Source organism: Pseudomonas sp. WT-JTC, from assembly GCF_056711565.1.
Window position 1 is genome coordinate 6,207,052 of record NZ_CM160042.1, and the last position, 15,156, is coordinate 6,222,207.

Sequence of the window (15,156 nt, forward strand, 5' to 3'; positions counted from 1 at the left end):
ACGACCATCGCGAGCAAGCTCGCTCCTACAGGGGACGGCGGCGGTCGTGAGACCACCGCACGGTGCTTAGTCTTCCAGCAGCTCTTCAGCCTGACCCAGGATGTTTTCCAGGGTGAAGCCGAACTCTTCGAACAAGGCCGACGCAGGCGCCGACTCGCCGTAGGTGGTCATGCCGATCACGCGACCTTCCAGGCCGACGTACTTGTACCAGTAGTCGGCATGGGAAGCTTCGATGGCGATACGGGCGCTGACCTGCAACGGCAGGACCGATTGCTTGTAGCCGGCGTCCTGGGCATCGAACACGCTGGTGCACGGCATGGAAACCACGCGCACCTTGCGGCCTTGCCCGGTCAGCTTGTCGTAAGCCTGAACCGCCAGACCCACTTCGGAACCCGTGGCAATCAGGATCAGTTCAGGCTCGCCTGCGCAGTCCTTCAACACGTAACCGCCACGCGCGATCTCTTCGATCTGAATCGCATTGCGGGTTTGGTGCTGCAGGTTCTGACGCGAGAAGATCAGGGCCGAAGGACCGTCCTTGCGCTCCAGTGCGTACTTCCAGCATACCGCCGATTCAACGGCATCGGCCGGACGCCAGGTATCGAGGTTCGGCGTGCAGCGCAGGCTGGCCAGTTGCTCGATTGGCTGGTGAGTCGGGCCGTCTTCGCCCAGACCGATGGAGTCGTGGGTGTAGACGTGGATCACGCGCTGCTTCATCAGGGCCGACATGCGCACCGCGTTGCGGGCGTATTCCATGAACATCAGGAAGGTCGCGCCGTAAGGCACCAGGCCGCCGTGCAGGGCAACGCCGTTCATGATCGCGGTCATGCCGAACTCGCGCACGCCGTAGTACATGTAGTTGCCGCTGGCGTCTTCGGCGGTGACGCCTTTGCAACCCTTCCACAGGGTCAGATTGGAACCGGCCAGGTCAGCCGAACCGCCGAGGAACTCTGGCAGCAGCGGGCCGAACGCGTTCAGGGCGTTCTGGCTGGCTTTACGGCTGGCGATGGTTTCGCCCTTGGCAGCGACTTCGGCGATATAGGCATCGGCCTTCTCGGCGAAGTCGGCCGGCAGCTCGCCGCTCAGACGACGAATCAGTTCGTTGGCTTCGGTCGGGAATGCTGCGGAGTAGGCCGCGAAACGCTGGTCCCACTCGGCTTCCACAGCGCGACCGGCTTCCTTGGCGTCCCACTCGGCGTAGATATCGGCCGGGATTTCGAACGGACCGTGGTTCCATTTCAGCGCCGCACGGGTCAGGGCGATTTCCGCGTCACCCAGCGGGGCGCCGTGGCAATCTTCCTTGCCTTGCTTGTTCGGTGAACCGAAGCCGATGGTGGTCTTGCAGCAGATCAGGGTTGGCTGCGCGCTCTTGCGTGCCGTATCGATCGCAGTCTTGATCTCTTCCGGATCGTGACCGTCGACATTGCGGATCACTTGCCAGTTGTAGGACTCAAAACGCTTCGGCGTATCGTCGGTGAACCAGCCTTCGACTTCGCCGTCGATGGAGATGCCGTTGTCATCGTAGAAGGCGATCAGCTTGCCCAGGCCCAGGGTGCCGGCCAGGGAAGCGACTTCGTGGGAAATGCCTTCCATCATGCAGCCATCACCCAGGAACACATAGGTGTGGTGGTCGACGATGTTGTGGCCAGGACGATTGAACTGCGCCGCCATGACTTTTTCAGCCAGGGCAAAACCCACGGCGTTGGCCAGGCCTTGGCCCAGTGGACCGGTGGTGGTTTCCACGCCCGGGGTGTAGCCGAGTTCCGGGTGGCCCGGGGTCCGGCTGTGCAGTTGGCGGAATTGTTTCAGGTCGTCGATCGACAGGTCGTAGCCGGTCAGGTGCAGCAGCGAGTAGATCAGCATCGAGCCGTGGCCGTTGGACAGCACGAAGCGGTCACGGTCGGCGAACGATGGATTGCTCGGGTTGTGCTTGAGGTAGTCGCGCCAAAGTACCTCGGCGATATCCGCCATACCCATTGGGGCACCGGGATGGCCGCTGTTGGCTTTTTGCACGGCATCCATGCTGAGGGCACGAATGGCGTTGGCACGCTCACGACGGCTAGGCATCGCTGTTCTCCTGGGGGCTTGAATAAAACGAAACGGAAAAAAGGCGAGCATTTTCCCTCACCGGGCCGCCTCGGGGCAATGACAGATAGTCATCTGGAGGCGTTTTTCCAATGGATAACGACGTATTAACGTGATGAAACCTTTCTGCTCTGACTTAGTTGACTGAACCTAACGTCAGGAAGTGCCATCCATCGAGCAATATCAAAACTTTTTGATATTGCTCTTGCGATGCCTTCGACCCGTGACTAGACTGCCGGCCTTATGAATTTACGCGTGCCCTCCATTCAACATGACGATTGCGATGAGCTGGCGGCCTTGTGCAAGGCTGGCGGCGATCCCCTGCGGTTGAATGTTTTGCGCGCATTGGCCAACGACTCGTTCGGCGTGCTGGAGCTGGCGCAGATCTTCGGCATCGGCCAGTCAGGCATGAGCCACCACCTCAAGGTACTGGCCCAGGCCGGCCTGGTGGCAACGCGCCGCGAAGGCAACGCGATTTTCTACCGTCGCGCCCTGCCCCACACCGAGCTGCTGGGCGGCAAATTGCACGCAGCCCTGCTCGAAGAAGTGGACAACCTGACGCTGCCGACCGACGTACAGTCGCGCATCGCCCAGGTCCATGGGCAACGCGCGGCCGCCAGCCAGGACTTTTTCTCACGGGTAGCGGAGAAGTTTCGCGCCCAGCAAGACTTGATCGCCGGCCTGCCGCAATACCGCGAAAGCGTGGTGGCCCTGCTCGACAAGCTGGGCTTTGACAAAGACGCCACGGCCATTGAAGTCGGCCCCGGTGATGGCGCATTCCTGCCGGAACTGGCGCGCCGCTTCTCGCAAGTCACGGCGCTGGATAACAGCACCGCGATGCTCGAACTGGCGCGCCAGGTCTGCGAACGCGACAAACTGACTAACGTTAGCCTGCAACTGGCCGATGCATTGAACGGCGTCAGCCTCAAGGCCGATTGCGTGGTGCTGAACATGGTGCTGCACCATTTTGCCGCGCCGGCCGATGCGCTCAAGCACATGGCCCACTTGCTGCAACCTGGCGGTAGCCTGTTAGTGACAGAGTTATGTAGCCACAACCAGAGTTGGGCCAAGGAGGCCTGCGGTGATCTCTGGCTGGGGTTTGAACAGGACGATTTGGCCCGTTGGGCCACCGCTGCGGGACTCGCTCCCGGGGAAAGCCTCTATGTAGGCTTACGCAATGGTTTCCAGATCCAGGTCCGCCATTTTCAGCGACCGGCTGGCGACACTCACCATCGGTAAATTCAGGAAAACATCGAGATGAGCGAATACTCCCTCTTCACCTCCGAGTCCGTGTCTGAAGGGCATCCGGACAAAATCGCCGACCAGATTTCCGATGCAGTGCTGGACGCCATCATTGCCCAGGACAAACACGCTCGCGTAGCGGTGGAAACCCTGGTCAAGACCGGCGTGGCCATTGTTGCAGGTGAAGTGACCACCAGTGCCTGGGTCGACCTGGAGCAGATCGTTCGTGATGTGATTTGCGATATCGGCTACACCAGTTCCGACGTCGGCTTCGACGGCGCCACTTGCGGCGTGATGAACATCATCGGCAAGCAGTCCCCTGACATCAACCAGGGCGTCGACCGTGCCAAGCCTGAAGATCAGGGCGCCGGCGACCAGGGCCTGATGTTCGGCTACGCCAGCAACGAAACCGACGTGCTGATGCCAGCACCGATCACCTTTTCGCACCAGCTGGTACAGCGCCAGGCCGAAGCCCGTAAATCCGGCCTGCTGCCTTGGCTGCGTCCGGATGCCAAGTCTCAGGTCACCTGCCGTTACGAAGGCGGCAAGGTTGTCGGTATCGACGCGGTAGTCCTGTCGACCCAGCACAACCCTGAAGTCTCGTACAAAGACCTGCGCGAAGCCGTGATGGAGCTGATCGTCAAGCACGCGCTTCCTGCCGAACTGCTGAGCAAAGACACCCAGTTCCACATCAACCCGACCGGCCAGTTCATCATCGGCGGCCCGGTGGGTGACTGCGGCCTGACCGGTCGCAAGATCATCGTCGACAGCTACGGCGGCATGGCCCGTCACGGCGGTGGCGCGTTCTCCGGTAAAGATCCATCGAAGGTTGACCGTTCGGCCGCCTACGCCGGTCGTTACGTGGCCAAGAACATCGTTGCCGCCGGCCTGGCCGAGCGCTGCGAGATTCAGGTGTCCTACGCCATCGGCGTTGCCCAGCCGACTTCGATCTCGTTGAACACCTTCGGCACCGGCAAGATCAGCGATGACAAGATCATCAAGCTGGTCCGCGAAGTGTTCGACCTGCGTCCATACGCGATCACCACCATGCTCGACCTGCTGCACCCGATGTATCAGGAAACCGCTGCGTACGGCCACTTCGGTCGCACCCCGGCAACCAAGACCGTTGGCGAAGACACCTTCACCACGTTCACCTGGGAAAAAACCGACCGCGCCGACGCCCTGCGCGCTGCTGCCGGCCTGTAAGACTTCCCCGCAACACCCGAAGCCCCGCACGGTTCGCGCCCTGCGGGGCTTTTTATTGGCATTCGCTTTACACCGCGTCGCAGCCTTCGCGGGCAAGCCCGCTCCCACAGTAGACGGCGGCGTTCTGACCAACTCATAACCCTGTGGGAGCGGGCTTGCTCGCGAAGAGGCCGGCAAAGCCACCAGAAATACCCGGCAAAACACCCCTTCTCTGCGCCAACTGATACTGACCTAGCCTTCACGCACCTCACCGAGCAAGGACGCTCAAGATGCTTCCGGACCTGCGCCTGTTTTTCGCCACTCTACTGACCCTTGCCCACCTGACCGCCAGCGCCGCCGACTGCCCGGACTGGCCACCCGAACGCGCCCTGAACGAAGTCGGCACACTGCAACAGCAAATCGATCTCTGGGACGACAGCTACCACCGCCTGGGACGCTCACTGGTCGCCGATGAACTCTATGACCAGTCCCGCGCGCGACTCACCCAATGGCGCCACTGCTTCAACCTGAGCCCGCCCGCAGACCCCTTGCGCACTGCACGCGGCAAGTTGCCCCACCCCATCGTCCACACCGGCCTGGACAAACTGCACGATCGCCCCGCCGTCGAAAAATGGCTGAGTGACCGGGTGGACGTCTGGGCCCAGCCTAAAATCGATGGCGTGGCGGTGACCCTGGTTTACCGCAACGGCCTGTTGGCCCAGGCCATCAGCCGTGGCGACGGCAAAAGCGGTCAGGACTGGACGGTTCCGGCACGGCAGATTCCGGCCATCCCGCAACGCCTGTCGCAGACCCGGGACTTGCTCGTGCAAGGCGAACTGTATTGGCGCCTGACCGATCATGTGCAAGCCCAGGCCGGCAGCCTCAACGCTCGCGGCACGGTGGCGGGCCTGATGGCGCGCAAGGTCTTGAGCCCCGAACAGGCCGCCGAAATCGATCTGTTTGTCTGGGACTGGCCCCAAGGGCCGGCGAGCGTGCCCGCGCGTGCCGCCGCACTGAGTGTGTTGGGCTTCCCGAGTACCACGGCATACAGCCAGCCGATCACCTCCGTCATCGAGGCCGAGCGCTGGCGTGAACACTGGTATCGCTCCCCCCTGCCCTTTGCCAGCGACGGCATCGTCCTGCGCCAGAACCAGCGCCCCGCCGCCGAACGCTGGCAGGCGCGGTCGCCCTACTGGGCCATCGCCTGGAAATACCCCTTCGCCCAGGCACTGGCCGAAGTCCGCCATGTTCACTTCAGGATCGGCCGGACCGGGAGGATCACTCCGGTACTCGAGCTGACCCCGGTGACGCTCGACGACCGGCAGATCAAACGCGTCAGCGTCAGCTCGTTACAGCGCTGGCAGACACTGGACATACGTCCGGGTGATCAGGTCGCCATCAGCCTGGCCGGGCTGACCATTCCCAGGCTCGATAGCGTTGTATTGCGTAGCAGCGAGCGCGCCGAAATGAACGCACCGCTGGCGGCGGACTTTCATTCATTGAGTTGCTGGCAACCGACGCCAGGCTGTGAAAGCCAGTTTCTCGCGCGCCTGACCTGGCTCAGCAGCAAACAGGGGCTGGCGCTGCCTAATGTGGGTCCGGGGACTTGGGAAAAACTTCTTGCAACAGGTCGCCTGAACGGTCTGCTGGATTGGTTGACCCTCGATGTCCAAGAGCTTGCTACCATTGACGGTTTCGGCGAGCGCAGCGCGGCTCGCCTTGCAGACAGTTTCAACCAGGCCCGGCAACGCCCGTTCGCGCACTGGCTGAAAGCCCTCGGAATGCCGCCGACAGGTCAGGCACACCCTGGCGACTCATGGCAGGCCCTGGCGCAGCGAGACATCGAACAATGGCGGGCCGAGGCTGGTATTGGGCCAGGACGCGCGGCGCAGCTGAACGCTTTTTTCCGCGATCCGCAGGTCCTGGCCTTGAGTAAAACGTTACGTGATGCGGGGATTGACGGCTTTTAGCTGCCGGCCCTGCGCCCAGCGGGAACCCAAGGGGGACCGCCGGGCTCCAACAAGCCATCGCCACACCGGCCCGCTTGCATTCTTACATGGAGCTTTTATGAAACTTCTTTCACCGCTCGCCCTGTTGACCCTTTGCAGCGTACTGGCCACCCCGTTGATGGCAGATGAAGAAGCGCCTGGGCTGACCGGTTGCGCCGCCAAGAAGCAAGGTATCGTCAACCAGATCGAATTGGCCAAGGTCCACGGCAACGCCGACCAGCAGGCAGGCCTGGAAAAAGCCCTGAGCGAAGTCGAAGCGAACTGCACCGATGCCTCGCTGAAGAAGGAACGGGAAAACAAGGTGCTCGACGCCAGGCACGAAGTCAGCAAGCGTCAGGCAGACCTCGACAAGGCCATGAGCAAAGGCGACCCCGACAAGATCAACAAGCGCAAAGACAAGCTCGCCGATGCCCGCAAGGAATTGCAGGAAGCTCTGGATGAGCTGGATAAGTAATCACTGGTAACGAACAGAGGTCTTCGGTGTTGCCGAAGCAGCCTTCGCGAGCAAGCCCGCTCCCACAGGGGATTTGTCGTGTGGCACAAATTCCCTGTGGGAGCGGGCTTGCTCGCGAAGACGTCAGACCGGGCAACGCCAGTCAATGATCCCGAAACGCCTTATGACACGCACTGCAGGCATCTTCGACTTTCTGCACCGCCGGCCCCAGGTTGCTGGCCTTGTAGGGTTGAACCTGGCTGGCGATCACCAGTTCACCGGTGGCGGATTCAAGGTCACGGGCCATTGCCTGGAAACGCGCCTGCTGCTCCCAGACATCGCTCTTGGCGCTGGTGTGATCTTCCTCGCGGACCTGCGGAAAATGTTGCCACGGCTCACGGGACAGCACATCGAGTTTCACCGCGCCATCGGCGAACTTCGGGCCATCGAACGGAATGCGCCCACGCAGCATGCCACCCAGGTCTTCGCCAGTCTTGAGCATCTGCTTGAAAATGCTCTTGCGCTGGCCGAGCGGCGAATTGGGGTCGACGCCGCCACAAGCGGACAACGTCAGGCAGGCCAGCAATACAACAGAAAGTCTTTTAAGAGTCATGGAGGCTTCAAGTCACGGGAAACGGCGGCCAGTATCCTCGCGTCATCGGCAAAGACCAATAGCCCTATTATCAATAAGGGTTGTTTGAGCGCATGGAGCGCTCAGGCAACCGGCAAAGGAATCACTCCATGAACAGCCGTTTCAAGGCATGGCGTCACAGCCTGGCCTGGACCCTGCCAATGGTGGCCCTGCTCGCAGGCTGCACCGGTGGCGACAATAAACAACCGAAAACCCATGCCCTGGCCACCTACTCCACTGCCACATGGGAAGCACTGCCGGCAGTGTCCGACAACGACCTGGTCGCCGGCTTCGGTTCGTGGCGTAGCGCCTGCACCCGACTCAAGGCCGACCCGGTCTGGGGCGGCACCTGCGCAGCGGCTGCCAACGTGCCGCAAACCGCCAGCGACATTCGCGGCTTTCTCAAACAGAACCTCGACGTCTATGGCCTGCGCGCCGCCAACGACAATCCCGACGGCTTGATCACCGGCTACTACGAACCGGTCTATCCCGGCAGCCTGACCCAGACCAGCGCTGCCAATGTCCCGGTCTATGGCATCCCCGAAGACATGATCGTCGTCGCCCTCGACAGCATTTACCCGGAACTCAAGGGCAAACGCCTGCGCGGTCGACTCGAAGGTCGCGTACTCAAGCCATACGACGATGCGGCGACCATCGAAAGCAAAGGGGTCAAGGCGCCGGTCGTGGCCTGGCTGACCGATCCGATGAACCTGCAGTTCCTGCAAATCCAGGGTTCGGGTCGTATCCAGCTCGACAATGGCCGCCAGTTGCGTATTGCCTACGCCGATCAGAACGGCCATCCGTATCGACCGATCGGCCGCTGGCTGGTGGAACAGGGCGAATTGAAAAAAGAAGACGTGACCATGGGTGCCATCAGCACCTGGGCCAAGGCCAATCCGACGCGGATTCCCGAACTACTCGGCAGCAACCCCAGCTACGTGTTCTTTACCCGCAACCCGGACAGCAACGAAGGTCCGCGCGGCTCGCTGAACGTACCGTTGACCGCCGGTTACAGCGCGGCGGTGGATCGCAAGGTGATTCCGCTGGGCAGCCTGCTGTGGCTGTCCACCACCAGGCCGGACGGCACAGCCCTGGTTCGCCCCGTGGCAGCACAGGACACCGGCGGCGCCATTGCCGGCGAGGTGCGGGCGGATCTGTTCTGGGGCACCGGCGATGCGGCCGGGCAACTGGCCGGGGACATGAAACAACAGGGGCAGATCTGGATGCTTTGGCCCAAGGGTGCTGCGCTGCCGCAAGTGCCGCAGGTGGCTGATGCAGAGAAAACCAAGCCCTGAGCATCTGTAGGAGCCGGCTTGCCGGCGATGGCGGCGGATCAATCGGCAACGATGTTGCCTGACACCCCGCTATCGCCAGCAAGCCGGCTCATACAGGTCTACTTTGTCAGCGAAGTTCGTTTACACCGACACCACAAAGAAACTCACAATCAACGCAATCCCCACGAACCACACCAGCGACCGCAGCGTCGCCCAGTCCGCCAGGTAGCAAATGATGTAGAGCAGGCGGCTGGTAATGAACAGCACAGCCAGCACATTGATCGTCACCAGTTCGGCATTGCCGGCCAGATGCGCCACGATCACTGCAGCGGCGAACGCCGGGATCACTTCAAAACTGTTCAGTTGTGCGGCATTCGCCCGCTTGCCGACGCCTTCCAGATTGTCGAGAAAGCCCCGAGGGTCATGATTGTCTTTCAGCCTGAACCCGCCACTGAGCTTGGCGATCCACGTGCACACATACGGCAGGAAAATCGCGATCAGAATGCACCACAGAGCCACCGTCATAACGCCGTCCTTTCTTCAGGTTACAGAGAGTCGAATTCCATCGGGGCGATCAAAACTTCATCACCAGCATGCCGATCAGTACCAGCCCGCAAGCCAGTAGCCGCGGCCGGCCGAATGGTTCCTTCAAGTAGCGCATGCCGAACAGCACCACCAGGATCACACTGATCTCACGCAGCGCTGCGGCCTCGGCAATCGACCCCATCTGCATCGCCCACAGCACCAAAGCGTAGCTGAACAACACGCAGAACCCGACCGCCAGGCCCAGCCGCCATTGCTCGCGCCAGAACAACTTGAATGCCGGGCGCTTGCGCACCCAGGCCAGCAATGGAAACGGCCAGGCGCTCAGCAACGTGACCCAGACCAGGTAATCCAGCGGATGGGACCAACGCCGCAACGCCTGACCGTCGATGTAGGTGTAGCAACCGATGCACAAGCCGATCAACGCCACCACCGGCAGCATCGACCACGGCAAACGCGCACCGCCGCCACCCTGCCAGAGCAGGCACAGCATGCCGAACGGGATCAGGAGGATTCCGAAAATCTGCTGATGGGTCAGCACTTCTCCGGCAAAGATTAGTGTCAGCGCCAACACCACCAACGGTGAAAGACCGCGCATCAGCGGATAAACCAGCCCGAGGTCGCCGACCCGATAGGCCTGGATCAGCAAATAGCGATAGAGCAACTCGAATGCCGCCGATGCCAGGATCCACGGCCAGATCTCCAGCGGCGGCACGGCCAGGAACGGCAACATCAGCGCGACAAATAGCAGCGCCACGCTGTCCATGCAGGCCACCACCAACAGCCGCTCCGCACTGAACTTGATCAGGGTATTCCACGCCGCATGCAACAGCGCTGCCACCAACACCAACGCCGTTGCAAGCACGGCCTACTCCTTATTTTGTCCCGCCCCTTGTAGGAGCCGGCTTGCCGGCGATGACGACCTTAAGAACGCCATCGCCGGCAAGCCGGCTCCTACAAAGGCAATAGAGAATTGATTCGCCATATTTCAGTGGCTGTTTATACTGCAAGCGACCACGCCGCACTCAGTTGCGCACAGACTAACTCCAATAAAAATTCTGCCCGGCCCGCTCTCGTCGAGAACGGCCGTCGGCCTGCGTATGCCTGATCACAGCGTCAAGACTACCGACAGAGACCTTGCGCATGCCACTCGCTTTACTTGCCCTCGCTGTTGCCGCCTTCGGCATCGGCACCACCGAATTCGTCATCATGGGCCTGCTGCCCGACGTTGCCCGCGACCTCAGCGTGAGCATTCCCGACGCCGGCCTGCTGATCACCGGCTATGCCCTGGGCGTGGTGTTCGGCGCACCGATCCTCGCCGTCGGCACCGCCAACATGCCGCGCAAGGCCACCCTGCTGGGCATGACGCTAATGTTCATCCTCGGCAACATGCTCTGCGCGCTGGCGCCGAATTACGCCACGCTGATGGCCGCGCGAGTGATCACGGCACTGTGCCACGGCGCATTTTTCGGAATTGGTTCCGTGGTGGCCGCCGGACTGGTGGCCACCAACAAACGGGCGCAGGCGATTGCCTTGATGTTCACCGGCCTGACCCTGGCCAACGTGCTCGGCGTGCCGCTGGGCACCGCACTCGGGCAATACGCAGGCTGGCGCTCGACCTTCTGGGCGGTGTCGGTGATCGGTGTGCTGGCCGCGATTGCGCAATGGGTCTGGCTGCCGAAAAACATCGCGATGGATAAAGCCAACCTGGCCAGCGAGTTCAAGGTGCTGGGCAAGGCCAACGTACTGCTGGCCCTGGGCATGAGCGTGCTGGCCTCCACCAGCCTGTTCAGTGTGTTTACCTACATCGCGCCGATCCTGCAGGACATCACCGGCGTCAGCCCCCACGGCGTCACCATCATGCTGCTGCTATTCGGCGTTGGCCTGACCGCCGGCAGCATGCTCGGTGGCCGTCTGGCAGACAGTCGCTTGCTGCCTTCGCTGGTGGGCATGGCGCTGGCGGTGCTGGTGGTGCTGGCGGCATTCACGCAAACCAGCCATTCGGTGATCCCGGCGGCCATCACACTGGTGTTGTGGGGAACGTTTGCCTTTGCTCTGTGCCCGATCCTGCAACTGCTGATCATCGATCAGGCCCATGAAGCACCGAACCTGGGCTCGACCTTGAACCAGAGCGCCTTCAACCTCGGCAACGCCGCCGGGGCATGGATTGGCGGACTGGTGGTGGCCAGCGGCGCGGATCTGGCGGACTTGCCATGGACCGGTGCGCTGGTCAGCGGGCTGACCGTGTCGACTGCACTGTTCTTCATCTATCGTCAGCGGCGCGCTGCGGCTGTGCTTGATGTGGCGGGTTGAACATCACCCGTGGCGGGTCATTTAGCTACGACCGTTGCCACGGGTATTCCGCTCTGTAGGAGCGAGCACGCTCGCGATGGACTTGAGAGCACCACTGGGTGTCAGGTGCCCAGTGTTATCGTTAACGACCATCGCGAGCAGGCTCGCTCCTACACGCCGGCGTCATCCTTGAACTGGTCCTTGACGTACCTGATCTCGGTCCGGCCGTGAGGTGCCGGCAAGCCGTCTTCACCGAGGTTCACGAACACCATTTTTTCAACGGTGAGGATGCTTTTGCGGGTGATCTTGTTGCGCACTTCACACGTCAGGGTGATCGAGGTGCGGCCAAATTCGGTAGCCGTGATGCCCAGTTCGATGATGTCGCCCTGGCGAGAGGCGCTGACGAAGTTGATTTCGGAAATGTACTTGGTCACTACACGCTGGTTGCCCAACTGGACGATGGCGTAGATCGCCGCCTCTTCGTCGATCCAGCGCAGCAGGCTACCGCCGAACAAAGTGCCGTTAGGGTTGAGGTCTTCGGGTTTTACCCATTTGCGGGTGTGGAAATTCATATTCACTCCTGACCATCTTGCCGATTGATGCCCGGCATCATGGCAGAGCCCGGGCTAGAGCTCTATCAAGCTTCGACTATGGTCGCGATTACCGTTCGGACATTGACTGACAGAAACGCTTTGGAAGATCAGCATAGCCCGCTATAATCGCCCCCGTTTCAAAACGGTAACCTCTACTTGATACCGTTTTCCCGCCACCTGTCCGAGGGGCGCTGCAGCAGGCTAGACCTGTCAGGCTCGGATGGGGCGTTGCCAGGCCTTGACCGGCCCGACACTAAACGCACAACGGCGCCCATTCGCATACATTACGAATGGAGGCTCATCATGAGCGCTGTTATCACGCCTGCAGATTTTACCGACTACAAAGTTGCCGACATGTCCCTGGCTGCCTGGGGCCGTCGCGAAACCATCATCGCCGAGTCGGAAATGCCGGCCCTGATGGGTCTGCGTCGCAAGTACTCCGAAGAGCAACCGCTCAAGGGCGCGAAGATCCTCGGCTGCATCCACATGACCATTCAGACTGCCGTGCTGATCGAAACCCTGGTTGCCCTGGGTGCCGAAGTGCGCTGGTCGTCCTGCAACATTTTCTCGACTCAGGATCAGGCCGCCGCTTCCATCGCCGCTGCCGGCATCCCGGTTTTCGCCTGGAAAGGTGAAACCGAACAAGAGTACGAGTGGTGCCTGGAGCAAACCATCCTCAAGGATGGCCAGCCATGGGACGCCAACATGATCCTCGATGACGGCGGCGACCTGACCGAGCTGCTGCACAAGAAGTACCCACAGGTGCTGGATCGCGTCCACGGCGTGACCGAAGAAACCACCACCGGCGTTCACCGCCTGCTGGACATGCTGGCCAAAGGCGAGCTGAAAATCCCGGCCATCAACGTCAACGACTCGGTGACCAAGAGCAAGAACGACAACAAGTACGGCTGCCGTCATAGCCTGAACGATGCGATCAAGCGTGGCACCGACCACCTGCTGTCCGGCAAGCAAGCGCTGGTGATCGGCTACGGCGACGTGGGCAAGGGTTCCGCTCAGTCCCTGCGTCAGGAAGGCATGATCGTCAAAGTTTCCGAAGTCGACCCGATCTGCGCCATGCAAGCCTGCATGGACGGTTTCGAAGTGGTTTCGCCGTTCATCGACGGGATCAACAACGGCACCGAAGCAAGCATCGACAAGGCACTGCTGGGCAAGATCGACCTGATCGTGACCACCACCGGCAACGTCAATGTTTGCGATTCGAACATGCTCAAGGCCCTGAAAAAGCGCGCCGTTGTCTGCAACATCGGTCACTTCGACAACGAAATCGATACCGCTTTCATGCGCAAGAACTGGGCATGGGAAGAAGTGAAGCCACAGGTGCACAAGATCCACCGTACCGGCGCTGGTGATTTCGACCCACAGAACGACGACTACCTGATCCTGCTGGCCGAAGGCCGCCTGGTTAACCTGGGCAACGCCACTGGCCACCCAAGCCGCATCATGGACGGTTCGTTCGCCAACCAGGTTCTGGCTCAGATCTTCCTGTTCGGCCAGAAGTACGCCGACCTGTCGCCAGCCCAGAAAGCCGAGCGCCTGACCGTTGAAGTACTGCCGAAGAAACTCGACGAAGAAGTGGCCCTGGAAATGGTCCGTGGCTTCGGCGGCGTAGTGACTCAACTGACCAAGACCCAGGCCGACTACATCGGCGTGACCGTCGAAGGTCCGTTCAAGCCGCACGCCTACCGCTACTGATCGGCCGGCTCCTCCTGTGTAGGAGCGAGCTTGCTCGCGATGGACGTTAACGAAAACGCGTGCTGTCTGGATAAATGCGTTGTTCTTGCGTTTTTCGCGAGCTAGCTCGCTCCTACAGGGGTCAGCGTCCGCTTTACGTGTTTCCAAGGATATGACCATGTCCCAAGAACGTCGCTACAGCTTCGAGTTCTTCCCTACGAAGACCGATGCCGGGCAAGAAAAACTGCTCGCCACTGCTCGCCAGCTGGCTGCCTACAACCCCGATTTCTTTTCCTGCACCTACGGCGCCGGCGGTTCGACCCGTGATCGCACGCTGAACACCGTGTTGCAGCTCGAAAGCGAAGTCAAAATCCCTGCCGCTCCGCACCTGTCCTGCGTGGGCGACAGCAAAGACGACCTGCGCGGTCTGCTGGCCCAGTACAAGGCCGCCGGCATCAAGCGCATCGTTGCCCTGCGCGGTGACCTGCCTTCCGGCATGGGCATGGCCAGTGGCGAAATGCGCCATGCCAATGACCTGGTTGAATTCATTCGTGAAGAAACCGGTGATCATTTCCACATTGAAGTTGCTGCTTACCCGGAAATGCATCCGCAAGCGCGCAATTTCGAAGAGGATGTCGCCAACTTCGTGCGCAAGGCCAACGCTGGCGCCGACAGTGCGATCACCCAGTACTTCTTCAACGCCGACTGCTACTTCTACTTCGTGGAACGCGTGCGGGCGCTGGGTGTGAACATTCCGATCGTGCCGGGCATCATGCCGATCACAAACTACAGCAAGCTGGCGCGGTTCTCCGATGCCTGCGGTGCGGAAATCCCGCGCTGGATCCGCAAGCAACTGGAAGCCTACGGCGACGACACCCAGAGCATTCAGCGCTTTGGCGAACAGGTCATCACCGAGATGTGCGAACAACTGCTGCAAGGCGGCGCTCCAGGGCTGCACTTCTACACGCTGAACCAGGCTGAAGCGAGCCTGGCGGTGTGGAATAACCTGAAGTTGCCGCGTTGAAGCAACGGCCAGTTCAAAGCTGAAAGCTACAAGCAAGATCAATGGATCGCATTCTTCGGCAGCTCCTCCAGGAGCTTTCGCAGGCTGCGATCTTTTGCTTTCAACGCACCATTAATGTGCGGCAATCCACGGAGTTAGAGCATCTGCAGTCAGTTT

The 15,156-nt window shown here is 60.9% G+C and carries 13 protein-coding genes and 1 riboswitch; of the genes, 8 read left to right on the plus strand and 5 right to left on the minus strand.

What is annotated here, in order from left to right:
• Positions 1-66: 66 nt before the first annotated feature.
• Positions 67-2,064 carry a transketolase gene (gene tkt, locus AC06G5_RS28235; protein ID WP_413703895.1) on the minus strand — a complete coding sequence of 666 codons (1,998 nt, stop codon included), beginning with the start codon at positions 2,062-2,064 and terminating at the stop codon, positions 67-69.
• Between the two features lie 261 nt (positions 2,065-2,325).
• On the opposite strand from tkt, the gene AC06G5_RS28240 reads away from it, so the two are divergent.
• The 4 genes from AC06G5_RS28240 to AC06G5_RS28255 all read left to right on the plus strand — a co-directional run bounded on the left by AC06G5_RS28240 (position 2,326) and on the right by AC06G5_RS28255 (position 6,972).
• On the plus strand, positions 2,326-3,321 hold the full coding sequence (locus AC06G5_RS28240) for an ArsR/SmtB family transcription factor (RefSeq protein ID WP_413426372.1): 996 nt from the start codon (positions 2,326-2,328) through the stop codon (positions 3,319-3,321).
• A gap of 18 nt (positions 3,322-3,339) precedes the next feature.
• Complete coding sequence (metK, locus tag AC06G5_RS28245) at positions 3,340-4,530, plus strand: methionine adenosyltransferase (protein ID WP_057398198.1); 1,191 nt, start codon at positions 3,340-3,342, stop codon at positions 4,528-4,530.
• Between the two features lie 269 nt (positions 4,531-4,799).
• Positions 4,800-6,479, plus strand: a complete 1,680-nt coding sequence (gene ligB, locus AC06G5_RS28250) for an NAD-dependent DNA ligase LigB (RefSeq protein WP_480458618.1) — start codon at positions 4,800-4,802, stop codon at positions 6,477-6,479.
• 97 nt (positions 6,480-6,576) lie between these two features.
• Positions 6,577-6,972 (plus strand): DUF1090 domain-containing protein, encoded by a 396-nt coding sequence (locus AC06G5_RS28255; protein WP_480458619.1) that lies wholly within the window; start codon positions 6,577-6,579, stop codon positions 6,970-6,972.
• Between the two features lie 142 nt (positions 6,973-7,114).
• On the opposite strand, the gene AC06G5_RS28260 is transcribed toward AC06G5_RS28255, so the two are convergent.
• Positions 7,115-7,564 (minus strand): c-type cytochrome, encoded by a 450-nt coding sequence (locus tag AC06G5_RS28260; RefSeq protein WP_480458620.1) that lies wholly within the window; start codon positions 7,562-7,564, stop codon positions 7,115-7,117.
• 128 nt (positions 7,565-7,692) lie between these two features.
• Here AC06G5_RS28260 and mltA point away from each other — a divergent pair, with 128 nt between their 5' ends.
• The gene (gene mltA / locus AC06G5_RS28265) at positions 7,693-8,877 is read left to right on the plus strand and encodes a murein transglycosylase A (protein ID WP_480458621.1); all 1,185 of its coding nucleotides are present in this window, start codon (positions 7,693-7,695) and stop codon (positions 8,875-8,877) included.
• A gap of 120 nt (positions 8,878-8,997) precedes the next feature.
• Here the strand turns inward: mltA and AC06G5_RS28270 are convergent, their stop codons facing one another.
• A complete protein-coding gene (locus AC06G5_RS28270; protein ID WP_480458622.1) occupies positions 8,998-9,381 on the minus strand; it encodes an MAPEG family protein in 384 nt (127 codons plus the stop codon).
• A gap of 49 nt (positions 9,382-9,430) precedes the next feature.
• A complete protein-coding gene (locus tag AC06G5_RS28275; RefSeq protein ID WP_480458623.1) occupies positions 9,431-10,264 on the minus strand; it encodes an EamA family transporter in 834 nt (277 codons plus the stop codon).
• Positions 10,265-10,542: 278 nt separating this feature from the next.
• Here AC06G5_RS28275 and AC06G5_RS28280 point away from each other — a divergent pair, with 278 nt between their 5' ends.
• The gene (locus tag AC06G5_RS28280) at positions 10,543-11,712 is read left to right on the plus strand and encodes an MFS transporter (protein WP_480458624.1); all 1,170 of its coding nucleotides are present in this window, start codon (positions 10,543-10,545) and stop codon (positions 11,710-11,712) included.
• A 149-nt stretch (positions 11,713-11,861) separates the two neighbouring features.
• Here AC06G5_RS28280 and AC06G5_RS28285 read toward each other — a convergent pair whose 3' ends face one another.
• The gene (locus AC06G5_RS28285) at positions 11,862-12,263 is read right to left on the minus strand and encodes an acyl-CoA thioesterase (RefSeq protein WP_413426355.1); all 402 of its coding nucleotides are present in this window, start codon (positions 12,261-12,263) and stop codon (positions 11,862-11,864) included.
• Between the two features lie 198 nt (positions 12,264-12,461).
• Positions 12,462-12,564, plus strand: a riboswitch (S-adenosyl-L-homocysteine riboswitch).
• 23 nt (positions 12,565-12,587) lie between these two features.
• Here AC06G5_RS28285 and ahcY point away from each other — a divergent pair.
• Both ahcY and metF read left to right on the plus strand, forming a co-directional pair.
• On the plus strand, positions 12,588-13,997 hold the full coding sequence (gene ahcY / locus AC06G5_RS28290) for an adenosylhomocysteinase (protein WP_007975450.1): 1,410 nt from the start codon (positions 12,588-12,590) through the stop codon (positions 13,995-13,997).
• Positions 13,998-14,154: 157 nt separating this feature from the next.
• The gene (metF, locus tag AC06G5_RS28295; protein WP_413426353.1) at positions 14,155-15,000 is read left to right on the plus strand and encodes a methylenetetrahydrofolate reductase [NAD(P)H]; all 846 of its coding nucleotides are present in this window, start codon (positions 14,155-14,157) and stop codon (positions 14,998-15,000) included.
• Positions 15,001-15,156: the final 156 nt, after the last annotated feature.

Coding starts and splice junctions, on each gene's coding strand:
- AC06G5_RS28260 (WP_480458620.1), bottom strand. CDS start 7,564: ATGACTCTTAAAAGACTTTCTGTTGTATTGCTGGCCTGCCTGACGTTG.
- AC06G5_RS28285 (WP_413426355.1), bottom strand. CDS start 12,263: ATGAATTTCCACACCCGCAAATGGGTAAAACCCGAAGACCTCAACCCT.
- AC06G5_RS28280 (WP_480458624.1), top strand. CDS start 10,543: ATGCCACTCGCTTTACTTGCCCTCGCTGTTGCCGCCTTCGGCATCGGC.
- ahcY (WP_007975450.1), top strand. CDS start 12,588: ATGAGCGCTGTTATCACGCCTGCAGATTTTACCGACTACAAAGTTGCC.
- ligB (WP_480458618.1), top strand. CDS start 4,800: ATGCTTCCGGACCTGCGCCTGTTTTTCGCCACTCTACTGACCCTTGCC.
- metF (WP_413426353.1), top strand. CDS start 14,155: ATGTCCCAAGAACGTCGCTACAGCTTCGAGTTCTTCCCTACGAAGACC.
- AC06G5_RS28255 (WP_480458619.1), top strand. CDS start 6,577: ATGAAACTTCTTTCACCGCTCGCCCTGTTGACCCTTTGCAGCGTACTG.
- AC06G5_RS28270 (WP_480458622.1), bottom strand. CDS start 9,381: ATGACGGTGGCTCTGTGGTGCATTCTGATCGCGATTTTCCTGCCGTAT.
- tkt (WP_413703895.1), bottom strand. CDS start 2,064: ATGCCTAGCCGTCGTGAGCGTGCCAACGCCATTCGTGCCCTCAGCATG.
- metK (WP_057398198.1), top strand. CDS start 3,340: ATGAGCGAATACTCCCTCTTCACCTCCGAGTCCGTGTCTGAAGGGCAT.
- mltA (WP_480458621.1), top strand. CDS start 7,693: ATGAACAGCCGTTTCAAGGCATGGCGTCACAGCCTGGCCTGGACCCTG.
- AC06G5_RS28240 (WP_413426372.1), top strand. CDS start 2,326: ATGAATTTACGCGTGCCCTCCATTCAACATGACGATTGCGATGAGCTG.